This window comes from Nocardia sp. NPDC004415, from assembly GCF_053602435.1.
The window spans coordinates 1-15,106 of record NZ_JBSGDP010000095.1 but is presented as its reverse complement, the minus strand read 5'-3'; the positions used below and the strand labels follow the sequence as shown (position 1 = coordinate 15,106).

The window sequence follows — 15,106 nt, the reverse complement described above, 5'->3', positions numbered from 1 at the left end:
GTGTGGCCCCCCCTATGAGTTGGGGGGGTTCTTCTCGGTGGGGGGGGGGGGGGGCCCCCCGGGCCCCCCCCGACTCGGGTGCAGTGATTCAGGAGCGGGCGATGGTGGACCAGCCGGCTACTTCTTCGGGGGTGCGGGGGCCCGGGCCGGTGTAGATGGCGGCGGGGCGGACCAGCTTGCCCAGCTGCTTCTGTTCGAGGATGTGGGCGCACCAGCCTGCGGTGCGGCCGCAGGTGAACATGGCGGGCATCATGTGGGCGGGGACTTCGGCGAAGTCGAGGATGACGGCGGCCCAGAATTCGACGTTGGTCTCGATGGCGCGGTCGGGGCGGCGTTCGCGGAGTTCGGCGAGGGCGGCCTGTTCGAGGGCGGCGGCGACTTCGAAGCGGGGGGCGTCGAGGCGCTGGGCGGTGGCGCGCAGCACGCGGGCGCGGGGGTCCTCGGCGCGGTAGACGCGGTGGCCGAAGCCCATCAGCTTCTCTTTGCGGTCCAGGATGCCCTTGACCAGGGCGCGGGCGTCGCCGGACTGCTCGACCGCTTCGATCATCGGCAGTACGCGGGCGGGGGCGCCGCCGTGCAGCGGGCCGGACATGGCGCCGATCGCGCCGGACAGCGAGGCGGCCACGTCGGCGCCGGTGGAGGCGATGACGCGGGCGGTGAAGGTGGAGGCGTTCATGCCGTGCTCGGCGGCGGAGACCCAGTAGGCGTCGATGGCCTCGGTGTGACGCGGGTCCGGGTCACCCTTCCAGCGGGTCATGAAACGTTCGGTGACGGTGGTGCATTCGTCGATCTTGCGCTGCGGGACGGCGGGCTGATAGATGCCGCGCGCGGACTGCGCCACATACGACAGCGCCATCACCGAGGCGCGGGCGAGGTTCTCGCGGGCGGTCTCGTCGTCGATGTCGAGCAGCGGCTCGTAGCCCCAGATCGGGGCGAGCATGGCCAGGCCGGCCTGCACGTCGACGCGCACGTCACCGGTGTGCACCGGCAGCGGGAAGGGTTCGGCGGGCGGCAGACCGCGACCGAACGCACCATCGACCAGCAGGGCCCAGACATCGCCGAAGGTGACGCGGTTGGCGACCAGATCCTCGATGTCCACGCCGCGATATCGCAGCGCGCCACCGTCCTTGTCCGGCTCGGCGATATCGGTGGTGAAGGCCACCACGCCTTCCAATCCGCTGACGAAATCCTGGGGTACCGCGCTGGCCGTCATGGTGACTCTCCTTGCCGGGAAATGCCGATCTTCCTGAACGATAGACCTGTGGATACCCGCTGGTAACCCCGCCCCTCACCCGGCCGTGACAAGGGCCACCGGCGGGGTCGGCGTAGCGTTTGTGACCATGCGTGACCCGGAACCCCTCGCGGGCGATCTCGCCGCGATGCGCGTCGACTACGGCGACCCACTGGCCGTGCCCACCACCGAAGCCGATCTCGACGAGAGCTGGGTGGCGGGCGGCTGGGAACCGTTGCTGCGGAACTGGATCGACCAGGCCAGGAGCCTGGGCGTGGCCGAACCCAACGCCATGGTGTTGGCCACCGTCTCGCTGACCGGCCCGGTGCCGCGCCCGGTCGCGCGCACGGTGCTGTGCAAGGGTCTCGCGCCCGAGGGCGTCACCTTCTATACGAACTACGACTCGGCCAAGGGCGAGCAGCTCGCCGGCGATCCCTATGCCGCGGCCACCTTCGTCTGGCCCTCGCTGGCCCGGCAGGTGCACGTGCGCGGGCGCACCGAACGGGTGCCCGCGGAGGTGACGCTGGCCTACTGGCAGGCGCGTCCGCGCGAGTCGCGGCTGGGCGCGTGGGCCTCGCAGCAGTCGCGTCCGGTCGCCGCGCGGGCCGATCTCGATCGGGCGCTGGCCGAGACCACGGCCCGCTTCGCCGACGTGGCCGACATCCCCGTGCCCCCGCACTGGGGTGGGTATCTGCTGCGGCCCGACGAGGTGGAGTTCTGGCAGGGCAGGCGCGGTCGCCTGCACAACCGCATCGTGGTGCGCCTCGACGGCGCGCACCCGACCGTCGAGCGCCTGCAGCCGTGAGTGGGCTATCTCACCGAGAAAAATCGTGGGACGTTTAGAGGTGCACTGGCTAACGTGCCGTAAGTGAAACTGCTCGCCGACACCGAACCCCTGCGCAATCGCGACTATCGCAGGCTCTGGACCACCAATATCGTCACGGTCGTCGGCGCGCAGCTCTCGGTGGTCGCCGTGCCGCAGCAGATCTTCCAGATCACCGGCAGCTCCGGCTATGTCGGCCTGGCCGGGCTGTTCGGCCTGGTGCCGCTGGTGGTGTTCGGGCTGTGGGGCGGGGCGCTGGCCGACGTGATGGACCGGCGCACGCTGCTGGTGATCACCACCGCGGGCACCGGCGCCACCGCCGTCGCGTTCTGGGTGCAGGCCGCGCTGGGGATGAGCAATGTGTGGCTGGTGCTGGGGTTGTTCGCGGTGCAGCAGGCGTTCTTCGCGGTCAACCAGCCCACCCGCAGCGCCGCCATCGCGCGGATGCTGCCGCCGGAGCAGATCGCGGCGGCCAGTTCGCTGTCGATGACGGTGCAGAACGTCGGCATGATCGCCGGTCCGGTGCTGGCCGGGCTGCTCATCCCGGTGCTCGGCCTGCCGACGCTGTATCTGCTCGACGCCATCGCCCTGCTCGCCACGCTGTGGGCGGTGAGCAAGCTGCCGTCCTTCCCGCCGACCGGCGACCAGCGCCGGGCCGGGCTGCGTACGGTGATCGACGGGTTCCGCTATCTCACCGCCCAGCGCATCCTGCTGGCCTCCTTCGTCGTCGACATCATCGCCATGGTCTTCGGCATGCCCCGCGCGCTGTTCCCGCAGATCGCGCACGAGACCTTCCACGACCCGGCCGAGGGCGGCGTCGCGCTGGGCCTGCTGTTCGCCGCGATCTCGGCGGGCGCGGTACTGGGCGGGGTGTTCTCCGGCTGGGTGCCGCGCATCCGCAGGCAGGGGCTGGCGGTGATCGTGTGCATCGCGATCTGGGGCGTGGCGATGGTCGGGTTCGGGCTGGCCGTCGGGCTGACCGGGCACCTGTTCGGGCTGGGGGTGTGGCTGTGGATCGCGGTGGCGTTCCTGGCGCTGGGCGGCGCGGTGGACATGATCTCGGCGGCCCTGCGCACGGCGATGTTGCTCAATGTGTCCACCGACGAGATGCGCGGCCGGTTGCAGGGGGTGTTCATCGTGGTCGTCGCAGGTGGGCCGCGCATCGGTGATGTTGCCCACGGTTTCGCCGCGGCGAGCCTGGGTACCGCTGTAGCTGCCGCCGGTGGTGGAGTTCTGGTGGTGATCGGCGTGGTGCTGGCCGCGCTGGCCTTCCCCGCGTTCGTGCGGTACCAGGTCAGCCGGGCGCACTCCGGCGCCGCCACCGGATGACCACCGCGACGGCGGGTCGGCAGACCTCACCGCCGATCGGCTCCGGTGTGAGAACACCCCAGGGTAACCCTGATTGTTCAGCTCGCCCGAACAACAGCTAGCGTTACGTCAAGCGCACCGTATGCCGACCGCATCGGGGCTGACGGTTACACGCCGGGTTTCAGGGCCCGGCGAGAATCTCAACTAGCCTGAGAGGGATCCTTCCGTGCCCGCTGAGAACATCACCAACGTCGCCGAGGACGCCAAGGCGGTACTGCAGTACCCCGGCGGCGAGTTCCCGATGACGGTCACCACGGCCGCCGAGGGCAACAACGGACTCGACCTCGGCAAGCTGCTGTCCAGCACCGGTTACGTCACCTACGACCCCGGTTTCATGAACACCGCGTCGACCAAGTCGGCCATCACCTACATCGACGGTGAAGCGGGCATCCTGCGCTACCGCGGATACCCGATCGACCAGCTCGCGGGCCGCTCGACCTTCATCGAGGTCAGCTACCTGCTCATCTACGGCGAGCTGCCGACCCAGGCCCAGCTCGACGACTTCACCGACCGCATCCGCCGCCACACGCTGCTGCACGAGGACCTCAAGCGGTTCTTCGACGGCTTCCCGCGCAACGCGCACCCGATGCCGGTGCTGTCCTCGGCGGTCAACGCGCTGTCGGCCTACTACCAGGACTCGCTGGACCCGCGCGACCCCGAGCAGGTCGAGCTGTCCACCATCCGCCTGCTGGCCAAGCTGCCCACCATCGCGGCCTACTCGTACAAGAAGTCGGTCGGCCAGCCGTTCCTCTACCCGGACAACTCGCTGAGCCTGGTCGAGAACTTCCTGCGGATGACCTTCGGTTTCCCGGCCGAGCCCTACGAGGTCGACCCGGAGATCGCCGCCGCGCTGGACATGCTGCTGATCCTGCACGCCGACCACGAGCAGAACTGCTCCACCTCGACCGTGCGCCTCGTCGGTTCCTCCGACGCCAACCTGTTCACCTCGGTGTCCGGTGGCATCAACGCGCTGTGGGGCCCGCTGCACGGCGGCGCCAACCAGGCCGTGCTGGAGATGCTCGACGAGATCAAGGCCAACGGCGGCGACGTCAAGGAATTCATCCGCAAGGTCAAGAACAAGGAAGACGGCGTGAAGCTCATGGGCTTCGGGCACCGCGTCTACCGCAACTACGACCCGCGCGCCACCCTGGTCAAGCAGGCCGCCGACAAGATCCTGTCGAAGATCGGCGGCGACGACCAGCTGCTCGACATCGCCAAGCAGCTCGAAGAGGCCGCCCTCACCGACGACTACTTCGTCTCGCGCCGCCTGTACCCGAACGTCGACTTCTACACCGGCGTCATCTACCGGGCCATGGGCTTCCCGACCCGCATGTTCACCGTGCTGTTCGCCATGGGCCGCCTGCCGGGCTGGATCGCGCACTGGCGCGAGATGCACTCCGAGCCGCTGAAGATCGGCCGCCCGCGCCAGATCTACACCGGTTACGGTGAGCGTGACTACCTCGACATCGGCACCCGCTGATCTCGACCACCGTCACTGGCGACAACGCAACCTATCGAAGGGGATAGCCGAATGACCAAGCCGGAGATCGAATTCCAGGAGGGCCCCGCGCCCACCGAGCTCGTGATCAAGGACCTCGTCGAGGGCGAAGGCAAGGAAGCGGTGCCCGGCGGCACCGTCGAGGTGCACTACGTCGGTGTCGAGTTCGAGACCGGCGAGCAGTTCGACTCCTCGTGGGACCGCGGCGAATCGATCACCTTCCCGCTGCGCGGCCTGATCCAGGGCTGGCAGGACGGCATCCCCGGCATGAAGGTAGGCGGCCGCCGTCAGCTGACCATCCCGCCGGAGCTGGCCTACGGTCCGGCCGGTGCCGGACACGGTCTCTCGGGCAAGACCCTGGTCTTCGTGATCGACCTGCTCGACGCGAACTGACCCTGACACCGCACCGCGGCCCACCTTCCCCCGGAAGGTGGGCCGCGGTCGTTGTGTCTACTTGTTGAGCATCGGCGAGTTCATCTTGCTGCACAGCCAGCGGTCGCCGACCTTGCGCATGGTCATCTCGATGACGAAGGTCTGCTTGTCCTCCACCGGCTGGGTGACCGAGCGGCGGAACTGGGACATGATGTCGACGATGACGATCTCGTCGCCGTCGCCGGACTTGTAGAAACACTCCAGGTCCTCGACGCGGGAACTCACCTGCGCCGTCCGCATCGCCTGGCCCAGCGCCTGGGACGCGTTGTCGAATTCCGTCTTGTACGGGTCGGTCGCGCCAGCGGATGATCGCGCGAGGTAGCCGTCCAGGTCGGCGGAGTCGTAGGTCGACACCACGCGCGCGTAGTCGCAACTGGCCACGCGGGCGGCTTCCCGGTTCGCGGTCGTCTGGGCCAGGGCGGCCGCCGCGGGGTCGGGTGCGGGCGGTTCCGGCCAGAGCGCGGCGGCGACGCCCGCGACGACGCCGCCCGCCAGCACCATGCCGCCGAGTCCGGTGGCGAGGGCGGCGGGCCACACCTTGCGCGGAGTGGTTGGTGGCTGCGGCGGCCAGCTCGACTGCGCGGGATAGGCCCCGGATGGGACCGGGCCGGGTGGCGGCGCGTAGCCCGGCTGTTGCGGCGGCGCGTAGCCCGGTTGCGGTGGTGGCGCGGGCTGCGGCCTGCCGGGATACGGGGTGTCAGGGCCTGTCATGGTGTTCCCCCCTTTCGGGATCACCTTAGCCGACAAGGGCTTTCGGGTTCGGCCGATGTCGTGGTGCCGTTCGGGGCGCAGACGGGCGCGAAGACGGGTTGTCTGTGACCGGTTGTGTCGATTTGCTATCAGTCGGCCCGTGGGCTACTACTGCTGATGTCCATGACAGTGCGCGCTGATCGATTCGCCCGGGGTTCGGGGCTTTCTTCGGGGGTTTCGGGAGGGAGTTTCTCGATCATGTTCCATCGCAAGGGTGCTCGACACGTGCTCGCGGCGGCATTGCCGATCGCGGTGGCGGTGAGTCTGGTGGGTGCGGGCACCGGCTCGGCCGAGGTCGATCAGCAGACCCGCTACGCCGAAGGATTGTCCAGTGTGGGGGTCACCGACGGGGTCGGGTACCGCAGCACGGTGGCACCGGACTTGAAGACGGTCTCCGCCTCCCTCGACGCGGGCCGGTTCGTCGCGGCCGAGGACGGTGTCGTGGTGGAGTCGGCGACGGGCGCGCGGATCGGGGAGATCCCCGGTTCGTTCCGCACGGTCGGCGGCGAGGTCATCGCGCTGGCCACCGAGATCGCCGCCGACGGGCGCGGTCTCACGGTGACCCCGCAGATCACCCCGGCGGCAGCCACCGAACTGAAGGACATCGCCACCTCGCCCACCGCCCAGTTCCCCGACCCGGTGCAGAACGCCGCCGCCGTCGGTGCGGGTATCGGTGCGATCGCCGCTGCCATCGTGTGCATTCCGATGATCACCACGATGATCTTGTACCTGCCGTGTGTCGGCCTGGTCGGGCTGCCGAATGCGCTGGTCGGCGCGCTCATCGGCGCGGTGGTCGGCGTCGTCGCGCCGGACATCATCCCGCAGGTGCTGCCCTGATCGGCTGAATCGACGAGCGGCCCGCACCGGTTTCCGGCGCGGGCCGTCGTGCTATTCGCGCACGACCTCGACCGGATCGGTCAACGCCAGGGCCAGCGCGGACTGCTGGGCCTGCCCGCGCGGCGGCAGCGCCTCGAGGGCCTTGCCGGTCTGGGTGTTGAGGTTGCCGACGATGTTCTGCATCGCACCCACCCCGCTGGTGAGCTGTTCCATGGCCGAGACCAGCTGCGCGCCGCCCTGTTCGGCCAGGGCGGGCAGGCCCTCGGCGAGGGCGGCACCCTGGGTGAGCTGGTCGCGGGCGCCGTTGAGCCGCTCGACCACGGTGCGCAGCAGCGTGCCCAGCTCGGTGTTCGGGTCGACGGCCGCGCCGGTCAGTTCGCTCAGGCCGTCGAGCTGGGTACCCGCCTGCTTCGAGACGGTCTGCAACGCTTCGAGTTTGGCGATGATCGGGGCGAGCTGGGGATCGTTCGCGAACGGCAGGCTCTTCAGCGGCGGCAGGATCTGATCGAGCCCGGACCCCATGGCCGCCGCGCTGCTCTGCACCCCGGCGATGGTGACACCGGTCGCGCTCAACGCGTCGGCGAGCTGGGTGGCCTGCTTGGCCGCGCCGTCGACGGTCTGGTTCAGCAGTGCGATGGCCGAGGTGAGCTGCCCGGCGCCTTCCTTGGCGAAATCGAGGAAACCCAGCATCTGCTCGGCACCGCCGCTGAACTGGTCGGCGCCCGCGGCAGCCGCGTTCACACCCGCGTTGAGCAGCTGGGCGGTGAACTGCACCGAGGTCATCTGATTGCGGGCCTGGGCCACCGCGGCCAGCGCCGCGTCCACACCGGAGGCGCCGATGCGGTGGGTGACCACGTCGACCGCGCCGTTCACGGTGCCGGTGTCGGCGCCCTCGTGGGCGGTCACGGTGACCTTGGCGCGCTTCGGGTCCGGGGTGGCCAGGGTCGCCATCGAGGAGGTGAGGTCGGCGGGCAGGGTGATCACCGCGGCGTAGTCGGCGGGGTCCACCTCGCCGGGCTTCGCCACGGTCCAGTCGTAGCCGCCCGCGTCCTGCACGGCCTTGGCGACCCGCTCCCCGGTCGGGCCGGTATCGGCGTTCACCAGGGCGAAGCCGGTCGGGGCGGAGTCCTGCCCCGCGCAGGCGGCCAGCACACCACCGGCGAGCAGGGCGGCGACGGTGAGACTGAGCAGGCGCAGGGGTTTGTCGATCACGGGGCCGACGGTATCGAGCCTGTTCGCTGCGTGGTCTGGGGGAGGTCTGAGAGTTCGTTGAGGAACGCTCAGTAGGCCCGGCGGATCGGCAGGTCGATGACCAGGCGGGCCCCGCCCAGTGGGCTGTCGGCGAAATAGGCGTGGCCGCCGTGCAACTGGGCCTGCTGGGCCACCAGTGCCAGGCCGAGGCCGGAGCCGCCCTTGGTGGCGTTGGTGCCGCGGGCGAAGCGGGCGAACACGGCCTCGCGTTCCCCGGGCGGGACGCCGGTGCCGTTGTCGTCCACGGCGATCACGATGTGGTCGCCGGGGTAGCGGTGCGCCGAGACCACGGCCTGGGTGGCGCCGCCGTGCTTGACCGAGTTGGTCAGCGCGTTGTCGATGGCCAGGCGCAGACCCGCGGGCAGGCCGAGGGTGACCAGCTCGGCGTCGGTCTCGATGCGCACCTGGAGGCCGGGATTGTGGCGCATGGCGTCGTGGGCGGCCTGATCGCACAGGTCGGCCACATCGGTGGGCACGTGGTCGGCCTCGGCGGTGAGATCGCCGCGGGCCAGCCGTTCCAGCGCGGTGAGGGTGGTCTCGACGCGGGTCTCGTTGCGGGCCAGGTCGTCGAGGATCTCGCGGCGCTGCGCGTCGGTGAGATCGAGGGTGCGCAGCACCTCGAGGTCGGTGCGGATGGCGGTGAGCGGGGTGCGTAGTTCGTGGGCGGAGACGGCGGCGAAATCGCGCGCGGTCTCCAGGGCGGCGGCGGTCTCGGCCTGCGCCTCGTCGACGCGGGCCAGCATGGTGTTCACCGCATCGGCCAGCTTCACCGCCTCGTCCACGCCCGAACCGTCCACCGGCTGGGCCGGATTGGCCGGATCGGGGAAGGCGCTGCGGGCCGAGACCTGCCGGGTCAGGGTGACGATGGGTCCCACGGCCCGTCCCGCCAGCAGCCAGCCCAGCGCCGCGGCCGCGGCCACCGCGACACCGGCGCCCGCGAGCACCCAGCGCTGCTGGTCGTCGGTGGCCTTGGCCGACTCGGTGGTCGGGATGGCCAGCGAGACGGTGCGGCCCGCGGGCTGGTTCTCGGTGGTGGTGAGCACGCGATAGGGCTGGTCGTCGACCTCGACGGTCTGCGAGCCGGGCGGCAGCGCGGGTAGCTGGGTGGAGCTGGAGGCGGTCACCTGGCCGTCGTCGCGCACGGTGAGCGCCATGGTGTTCTGCAGGCCGGTCAGGTTGACGAAACCGGTGGCCAGCACCGGCTCGATCAGCACGATGCGCGAGGCGATCTCGAGCTGCTGATCGGTCTGGGTGACATTGTTGCGTTCGATCGCCTGGAAACTCACGAATGTCGCGATCCCGACGATCAGGACGGCACCGGCCGCGGCCGCGCCGGCGACCCTCGTTCTCAGCGAAAACGATTGTCTCCGACGGCGTTTCGGCGGTGCCTCGGTCATTTGGGTTCCCGCAACACGAATCCGACGCCACGGATCGTATGCAGAATCCTTGGCGTGTCATCTATTTCGAGTTTGCGGCGGAGGTAACCGACGAACACATCGACGACATTCGTATCCGCTATGAAATCGTAACCCCACACCAATTCCAGCAGCCGTTCCCGCGTGAGAACCACACCCGCATTCCTGGCCAGGGTCGACAACAATTCGAATTCGCGTTTGGTGAGCTCGATTTCCCGGCCGTGCAGCAACGCCCGATACCCGGCCACATCGACCTGCAGCGGCCCCACCGCGATGGCGCCCGGCGCGCTCGGCTCGGGCGTGTCGGTGCGGCGGCGCAGCAGCGCGCGGATGCGGGCCACCAGCTCGGCCAGTTCGAAGGGTTTCACCAGGTAGTCGTCGGCGCCGGATTCGAGTCCGGCGATCCGGTCGTCCACCGAGGAACGGGCGCTGAGCACACAGATCGGCACGTCGTTGCCCATCGCCCGCAGCGCCGTCACCACGCCCGCGCCGTCGAGCACCGGCATGTTCATGTCCAGCACGACGGCGTCGGGGCCGTGCTCGGCCACCGCGCGCAACGCCGCGGCGCCGTCACGGGCGACCAGCACCCGGAACCCGGACAGGCGCAGGCCACGTTCGACGGAGGCCAGGACGTCCTCGTCATCGTCGACGACCAGGACGGTGGCAGCGGCACGTTCGGTCACGCTGTGACATTAGCGGCTGGCGCCGCGGTTCTCGGCGCTTGACTCCGCCTCTTCCCTCCCTGCGGGCACTCCTTCGTCGCACCCTCCGGTCAGTCCAGAGGCGGAGGCGCGCCGAGAACGGTGGAGGTTTCGCCGAGAACGGTGGAGGTTTCAGGAGGTGGGTGCGACCGGGTCGCCGTCGCGGTCTGGGGTTTCCGTGGACGGGATGCCCAGTGGGGGGTTGGCCAGGATGCGGTCGGACAGGGCGGTCAGTACGGCCGGGTCTTCGATGGTGGCGGGGGGTTCCACGTGCTCGCCCGCGGTGAGCTGGCGGATGGTCTTGCGCAGGATCTTGCCGGAGCGGGTCTTGGGCAGGCCGGAGACGATGATGGCGTCGTAGAGGCTGGCGATGGCGCCGATCTGGGTGCGGACCCGCTCGACGAGCTCGGCGCGCAAGCGCTCCTGATCGATCTCCACACCCTGTTTGAGCACCACATACGCCAGCGGCAGGCTGCCCTTGAGCTCGTCGGGCATGCCGATCACCGCGCATTCGGCCACCGCCTCGTGCCCGGAGATCGCGGCCTCGATGCTGCCCGCCGAGAGGCGGTGACCGGCGATATTGATGACGTCGTCGCTGCGGCCCAGGACGTAGAGGTAGCCGTCCTCGTCGAAGTAGCCGGAGTCGCCGGTGAGGTAGTGGCCGGGGAAGGTGGCCAGGTAGGAGCGGATGAAGCGGTCGCGGTCGCGCCACAGGCCGGTCAGGGTGCCGGGGGGCAGCGGCAGGCCGATGACGATATTGCCCTCCACGCCCGCGGGCACCGCGTTGCCGTTGGCGTCGAGCACCCGCAGCCGGTAACCGGGCACCGGCACGCACGCCGAACCGGGCTTGACCGGCAGTTCCTGCAGGCCCAGCGGGTCGGCGCAGATCGGCCAGCCGGTCTCGGTCTGCCACCAGTGATCCACCACGGGCACATCGGGATGCCCGGCGAGCAGGGTGTCGGTGGCCCATTCGAAGGTGGCCGGGTCCAGGCGCTCGCCCGCGCAGAACAGCGCGCGCAGTTTCGACAGATCCGAGCGGTGGGCGATGGTCGCCTCGGGGTCGGCGCGGCGGATCGCGCGCAGGGCGGTGGGCGCGGTGAACAGCACCCGCACGTCGTGCTCGTCGACGATGCGCCAGAAGGCGCCCGCGTCGGGGGTGCCGACCGGTTTGCCCTCGTAGAGCACGGTCGTGGCGCCCACCAGCAGCGGCGCGTAGACGATGTAGGAGTGGCCGACCACCCAGCCCACATCCGAGGCCGCCCAGAACACCTGACCCGGCCCGACGTCGTAGATGTTGCGCATCGACCAGGACAGCGCCACCGCGTGCCCGCCGTTGTCGCGCACCACGCCCTTGGGTTTCCCGGTGGTGCCGGAGGTGTAGAGGATGTAGAGCGGATCGGTCGCGGCGACCGACACCGGCTCGGCGGGCTCGGTGCCCGCGACCGAGGCGTCCCAGTCCACCCAGCGCGCGGCCACCGTCTGCTCGGAGGCGGGCAGCACGTCGGTGGCGGGCAGGGGAGCGGGGAACTCGATGGTGGCGAACTGCGGCCGCTGCTTGACGATCACCGTGCGCACCGACGTGGTCGTGGTGAGGTCGAGCGCCTGCATGACGATCGGCGGGTAGTCGATGCGGCGGCCCGGCTCGATCCCGCCGGAGGAAGTGACCACCAATACCGGCTCGGCGTCGTCGATCCGGGCGGCCAGTTCGGGCGCGGCGAAGCCGCCGAAGACCACCGAATGCACCGCGCCGATACGCGCGCAGGCCAGCATCGCGATCACGGCCTCGGGCACCATCGGCAGATAGATCACGACCCGGTCACCGGCCACCACACCGAGATCACGCATGACTCCGGCGAATCGGGCGACCTCGTCGAGCAATTCGGCGTAGGTATAAGTCGTCGTGGTGTCCGTCATAGCGGAGACATATATGAGAGCCGCCTGATCGGCGCGCCCACCCTCGGCGACGGTGCCCGCCCGCACGTGCCGGTCCAGCGCGTTCACGCAGGTGTTGAGCCTGCCGTCGGGGAACCAGCGGGCCGATCGCTTGTCCGCCGCGTCCACGATCTGTTCCGGCGCCACGTCCCACTCGACGGCCTGAGCTGCGGCGGACCAGAAGTGGGCTGGATCGACCAGACTGGTCTGATAGACCGGCCGGTACTCGTGTTCGGTGTCCAAGCCCGTGACTCCCTAGCCTCGCTTCGATGCCCGCTCGATAGATCCTGATGATTGTGGCAGACTTCACGCGACACCCGAGGGGGTGCCGCGACCTTTGGTTTTGCCTGGAACGGGCAGGTCATCGCGCGGACCTCTACCGGGAGTGAGCCAAGAAGTTATTGATCCGTTAGAATCTGATGTCACTTATTAGGGCAGTCGTAGACGCAATTTCTCGGCCAGCCGCAGTTCTCGGCCAGCACCGCCTGGCGAGCCAGCATTGCGAGTGTGAAGGTTCGCTGGTGGCGCTTGGTAGACCGCTTGGTATACGAGGCCAGTTTGGAAAGTGAGTGGGAGATGCGTGACGCCGCTAGGTCCGGCAGCAAGCGCTGGGCGCTCGGCAACTGGGACCTGCGCTGGAAGGTTACGGCCGTACTGGCCGTGCCACTCGCGGTCGCGGTCGGGCTCGGCGTGTCGAGGATTACCTCCGAGTTCTCGGAAGCCAACCGGCTCTCCAGTATCAACGAGCAGGTAGACACGATTCCGTCGGTCACCGCGCTGAGTGCTACCTCGGCGCAGGTCTCCGGTAGCCAGATGGTGCCGGCCGGTCCGGGGACGACCCTGGTCACCGACGACGACCTGGCCAAGCTCGACGGCGCGATCGCCGCGGCGGAGCAGTCGCTGAGCAGGCTCGAGGAGCTGCCGAGGGCCCACGCCGCCCTCGAGCGCATGATCAAGCAGGCCAAGGCGGTGCGCGCGCAGGGCAAGGGGCTCACCACCTCGACCGAGCCCGCGCTGGCCTCGGTCGAGGCGGTGCGCCGCGACAGCGTCGACATCGTGGAGACCACGCTCACCCAGGTCAGCGATCCGGTGATGGACGTGGCGAAGCTGCGTCTGGTCGACTCGCTCAACACCCGTTCGGTGCTCGTCGACGAGCTGGCGGGCATGACCGAGATGCTGCGCGGCCAGGCGACCGGCGCCCAGCACTTCCTGGCGGGCGTGAGCACCGAGCGTCACCTGCTCGACGTGCTCAGCAACCGCTTCCCCGACGGCGACCAGGTGATCGCCGACCTCAAGGCCCAGGCCGAGACCAGGGAGGCCCTGGCGACCGGGCCGGAGGTGCAGGCGGGCAAGCTGCCCGTCGGCGAGATGCGTACCTCGCTGTACTCGAGTCTCGTCGGCTACGCGAAGGTCGTCGACGAGTCGACCAAGGCCATCGAGTCGGCCATGGACGACCTGGCCGGTACGGCCGCCACCGGCGCCTGGACCTACACCGGCGTCGTCATCGCGACCATCCTCGCCGCGCTGTTGCTCGCGGTGTTCGTGGCCCGCTCGATGATCGTGCCGCTGCACCGTCTGCGGCTGGCCGCGCTGCGCGTGGCCGAGTCCGACCTCCCGCACGAGGTCGCCCAGCTGCGTAACGGCGCCGCCCCCGAGGACGTGCCGCTCGAGCCGATGCCGGTGCGCTCCGACGAGGAGATCGGCCAGCTGGCCCGCGCCGTCGACGACATCCACGGCCAGGCGCTGCGCCTGGCCAGCGACCAGGCGCAGATGCGTTCCCAGGTCAACGACATGTTCGAGACCCTGGCCCGGCGCTCCAAGTCGCTCGTCGACCATCAGCTCACCCTCATCGAGGCGATGGAGTACGACGAGAAGGACCCGCGCCTGCTCGAGAACCTCTTCCGCCTCGACCACCTCGCCGCGCGCATGCGCCGCAACGGCGACAACCTGCTGATCCTCGCCGGTACCAAGCAGCGCCGCACCAAGTCGGCGCCGGTCGAGATCGCCGACGTGCTGCGGGCCGCGATCTCCGAGGTCGAGGACTACGAGCGGGTCAAGCTCGGCGCCACCCCGCGTGGCTCGCTGGTCGAACCGGCCGCCTCCGATATGGCGCACCTGTTCGCCGAGCTGCTCGACAACGCGCTGCGGGCCTCCCCGCCGGAGACCGACGTCAAGTTCACCTTCGCCCAGGCCCACGACCAGGGTCTGCTGATCGAGGTCGCCGACCGCGGTATCGGTATGCCGCCCGCGGAGATGTCGGAGATCAACCGCAGGCTCGAGCAGACCGCCGAGCCGGGTCCCGACACCGCCCGGCACATGGGTCTGTTCGTGGTCGGCCGCCTGGCCGAGCGTCACGGTCTCACCGTGCGGCTGCGCCCGACCTTCGACACCGCGCGTGATCCGGGCGTCACCGTCACGGTGCACGTGCCGGTCGGCCTGATCGTCTCGGGTGCCGGTGGGCCGGTCGTGGCCCCGCAGCAGGCGCCCGCGCCGCAGCAGCAGCCGCAGCCCCCGCAGCAGCGGCCGACCCCGCAGAACCCGCCGAGCACCATGCAGACCCGGGCGATCACCCGCACTCCGGGCGGCAACATGATGGTCACCGTCGACCCCGGTGTGAGCGGTCCGGCCGCCGAGGGTGGCCTGCCGCAGCGTCAGCCGGGCAACTCGATGGCCCAGGGCGCGCAGCAGGACGCGGCCGAGCAGTCGGCGCCGACCCTGCGTCCGGCCGCGCCCGGTCAGGGCGGGAATGTGCCGCAGCGGGGCAAGCTCGCCGCGGCCGCCCTGCCCAAGCGCAACCTGAACCCGGGTGGGCCGCCGCGTTCGACGCCGATCAGCCGGACCTCCGGGTGATCGAACCGCTCACGCCCG

General features: G+C 69.9%; 12 protein-coding genes. 6 read left to right on the top strand and 6 right to left on the bottom strand.

All coding sequences use genetic code 11. From position 1 onward, the window contains the following. Positions 1-88: 88 nt before the first annotated feature. Complete coding sequence (locus ACWEMY_RS28090) at positions 89-1,213, bottom strand: citrate synthase 2 (RefSeq protein WP_375933860.1); 1,125 nt, start codon at positions 1,211-1,213, stop codon at positions 89-91. A gap of 127 nt (positions 1,214-1,340) precedes the next feature. Here ACWEMY_RS28090 and pdxH point away from each other — a divergent pair, with 127 nt between their 5' ends. From pdxH to ACWEMY_RS28070, 4 genes are all read left to right on the top strand, one after another. Then, the gene (gene pdxH, locus ACWEMY_RS28085) at positions 1,341-2,036 is read left to right on the top strand and encodes a pyridoxamine 5'-phosphate oxidase (protein WP_452392445.1); all 696 of its coding nucleotides are present in this window, start codon (positions 1,341-1,343) and stop codon (positions 2,034-2,036) included. Between the two features lie 63 nt (positions 2,037-2,099). Further along, complete coding sequence (locus tag ACWEMY_RS28080) at positions 2,100-3,383, top strand: MFS transporter (RefSeq protein WP_375933878.1); 1,284 nt, start codon at positions 2,100-2,102, stop codon at positions 3,381-3,383. Between the two features lie 205 nt (positions 3,384-3,588). Beyond that, positions 3,589-4,902: a citrate synthase gene (locus tag ACWEMY_RS28075; RefSeq protein WP_375933881.1), complete on the top strand. Its 1,314-nt coding sequence runs from the start codon at positions 3,589-3,591 to the stop codon at positions 4,900-4,902. Between the two features lie 51 nt (positions 4,903-4,953). After that, positions 4,954-5,313, top strand: a complete 360-nt coding sequence (locus tag ACWEMY_RS28070; RefSeq protein WP_375933884.1) for an FKBP-type peptidyl-prolyl cis-trans isomerase — start codon at positions 4,954-4,956, stop codon at positions 5,311-5,313. 57 nt (positions 5,314-5,370) lie between these two features. Here ACWEMY_RS28070 and ACWEMY_RS28065 read toward each other — a convergent pair whose 3' ends face one another. Further along, on the bottom strand, positions 5,371-6,063 hold the full coding sequence (locus tag ACWEMY_RS28065; RefSeq protein ID WP_452392444.1) for a hypothetical protein: 693 nt from the start codon (positions 6,061-6,063) through the stop codon (positions 5,371-5,373). Between the two features lie 237 nt (positions 6,064-6,300). On the opposite strand from ACWEMY_RS28065, the gene ACWEMY_RS28060 reads away from it, so the two are divergent. Then, positions 6,301-6,939: a hypothetical protein gene (locus ACWEMY_RS28060; RefSeq protein WP_452392443.1), complete on the top strand. Its 639-nt coding sequence runs from the start codon at positions 6,301-6,303 to the stop codon at positions 6,937-6,939. 51 nt (positions 6,940-6,990) lie between these two features. Here ACWEMY_RS28060 and ACWEMY_RS28055 read toward each other — a convergent pair whose 3' ends face one another. The 4 genes from ACWEMY_RS28055 to ACWEMY_RS28040 all read right to left on the bottom strand — a co-directional run bounded on the left by ACWEMY_RS28055 (position 6,991) and on the right by ACWEMY_RS28040 (position 12,481). After that, positions 6,991-8,151 carry a hypothetical protein gene (locus ACWEMY_RS28055; RefSeq protein ID WP_452392442.1) on the bottom strand — a complete coding sequence of 387 codons (1,161 nt, stop codon included), beginning with the start codon at positions 8,149-8,151 and terminating at the stop codon, positions 6,991-6,993. A 68-nt stretch (positions 8,152-8,219) separates the two neighbouring features. Then, positions 8,220-9,476 (bottom strand): sensor histidine kinase, encoded by a 1,257-nt coding sequence (locus tag ACWEMY_RS28050; protein ID WP_452392441.1) that lies wholly within the window; start codon positions 9,474-9,476, stop codon positions 8,220-8,222. A gap of 107 nt (positions 9,477-9,583) precedes the next feature. Further along, positions 9,584-10,288 (bottom strand): response regulator transcription factor, encoded by a 705-nt coding sequence (locus ACWEMY_RS28045; RefSeq protein WP_452392440.1) that lies wholly within the window; start codon positions 10,286-10,288, stop codon positions 9,584-9,586. Between the two features lie 150 nt (positions 10,289-10,438). Further along, a complete protein-coding gene (locus tag ACWEMY_RS28040) occupies positions 10,439-12,481 on the bottom strand; it encodes an AMP-binding protein (RefSeq protein ID WP_452392439.1) in 2,043 nt (680 codons plus the stop codon). Between the two features lie 333 nt (positions 12,482-12,814). Here ACWEMY_RS28040 and ACWEMY_RS28035 point away from each other — a divergent pair, with 333 nt between their 5' ends. Beyond that, positions 12,815-15,088 (top strand): ATP-binding protein, encoded by a 2,274-nt coding sequence (locus ACWEMY_RS28035; RefSeq protein ID WP_452392438.1) that lies wholly within the window; start codon positions 12,815-12,817, stop codon positions 15,086-15,088. The last annotated feature ends 18 nt before the right edge of the window (positions 15,089-15,106 follow it).

Coding starts and splice junctions, on each gene's coding strand:
- ACWEMY_RS28090 (WP_375933860.1), bottom strand. CDS start 1,213: ATGACGGCCAGCGCGGTACCCCAGGATTTCGTCAGCGGATTGGAAGGC.
- pdxH (WP_452392445.1), top strand. CDS start 1,341: ATGCGTGACCCGGAACCCCTCGCGGGCGATCTCGCCGCGATGCGCGTC.
- ACWEMY_RS28070 (WP_375933884.1), top strand. CDS start 4,954: ATGACCAAGCCGGAGATCGAATTCCAGGAGGGCCCCGCGCCCACCGAG.
- ACWEMY_RS28065 (WP_452392444.1), bottom strand. CDS start 6,063: ATGACAGGCCCTGACACCCCGTATCCCGGCAGGCCGCAGCCCGCGCCA.
- ACWEMY_RS28060 (WP_452392443.1), top strand. CDS start 6,301: ATGTTCCATCGCAAGGGTGCTCGACACGTGCTCGCGGCGGCATTGCCG.
- ACWEMY_RS28035 (WP_452392438.1), top strand. CDS start 12,815: ATGCGTGACGCCGCTAGGTCCGGCAGCAAGCGCTGGGCGCTCGGCAAC.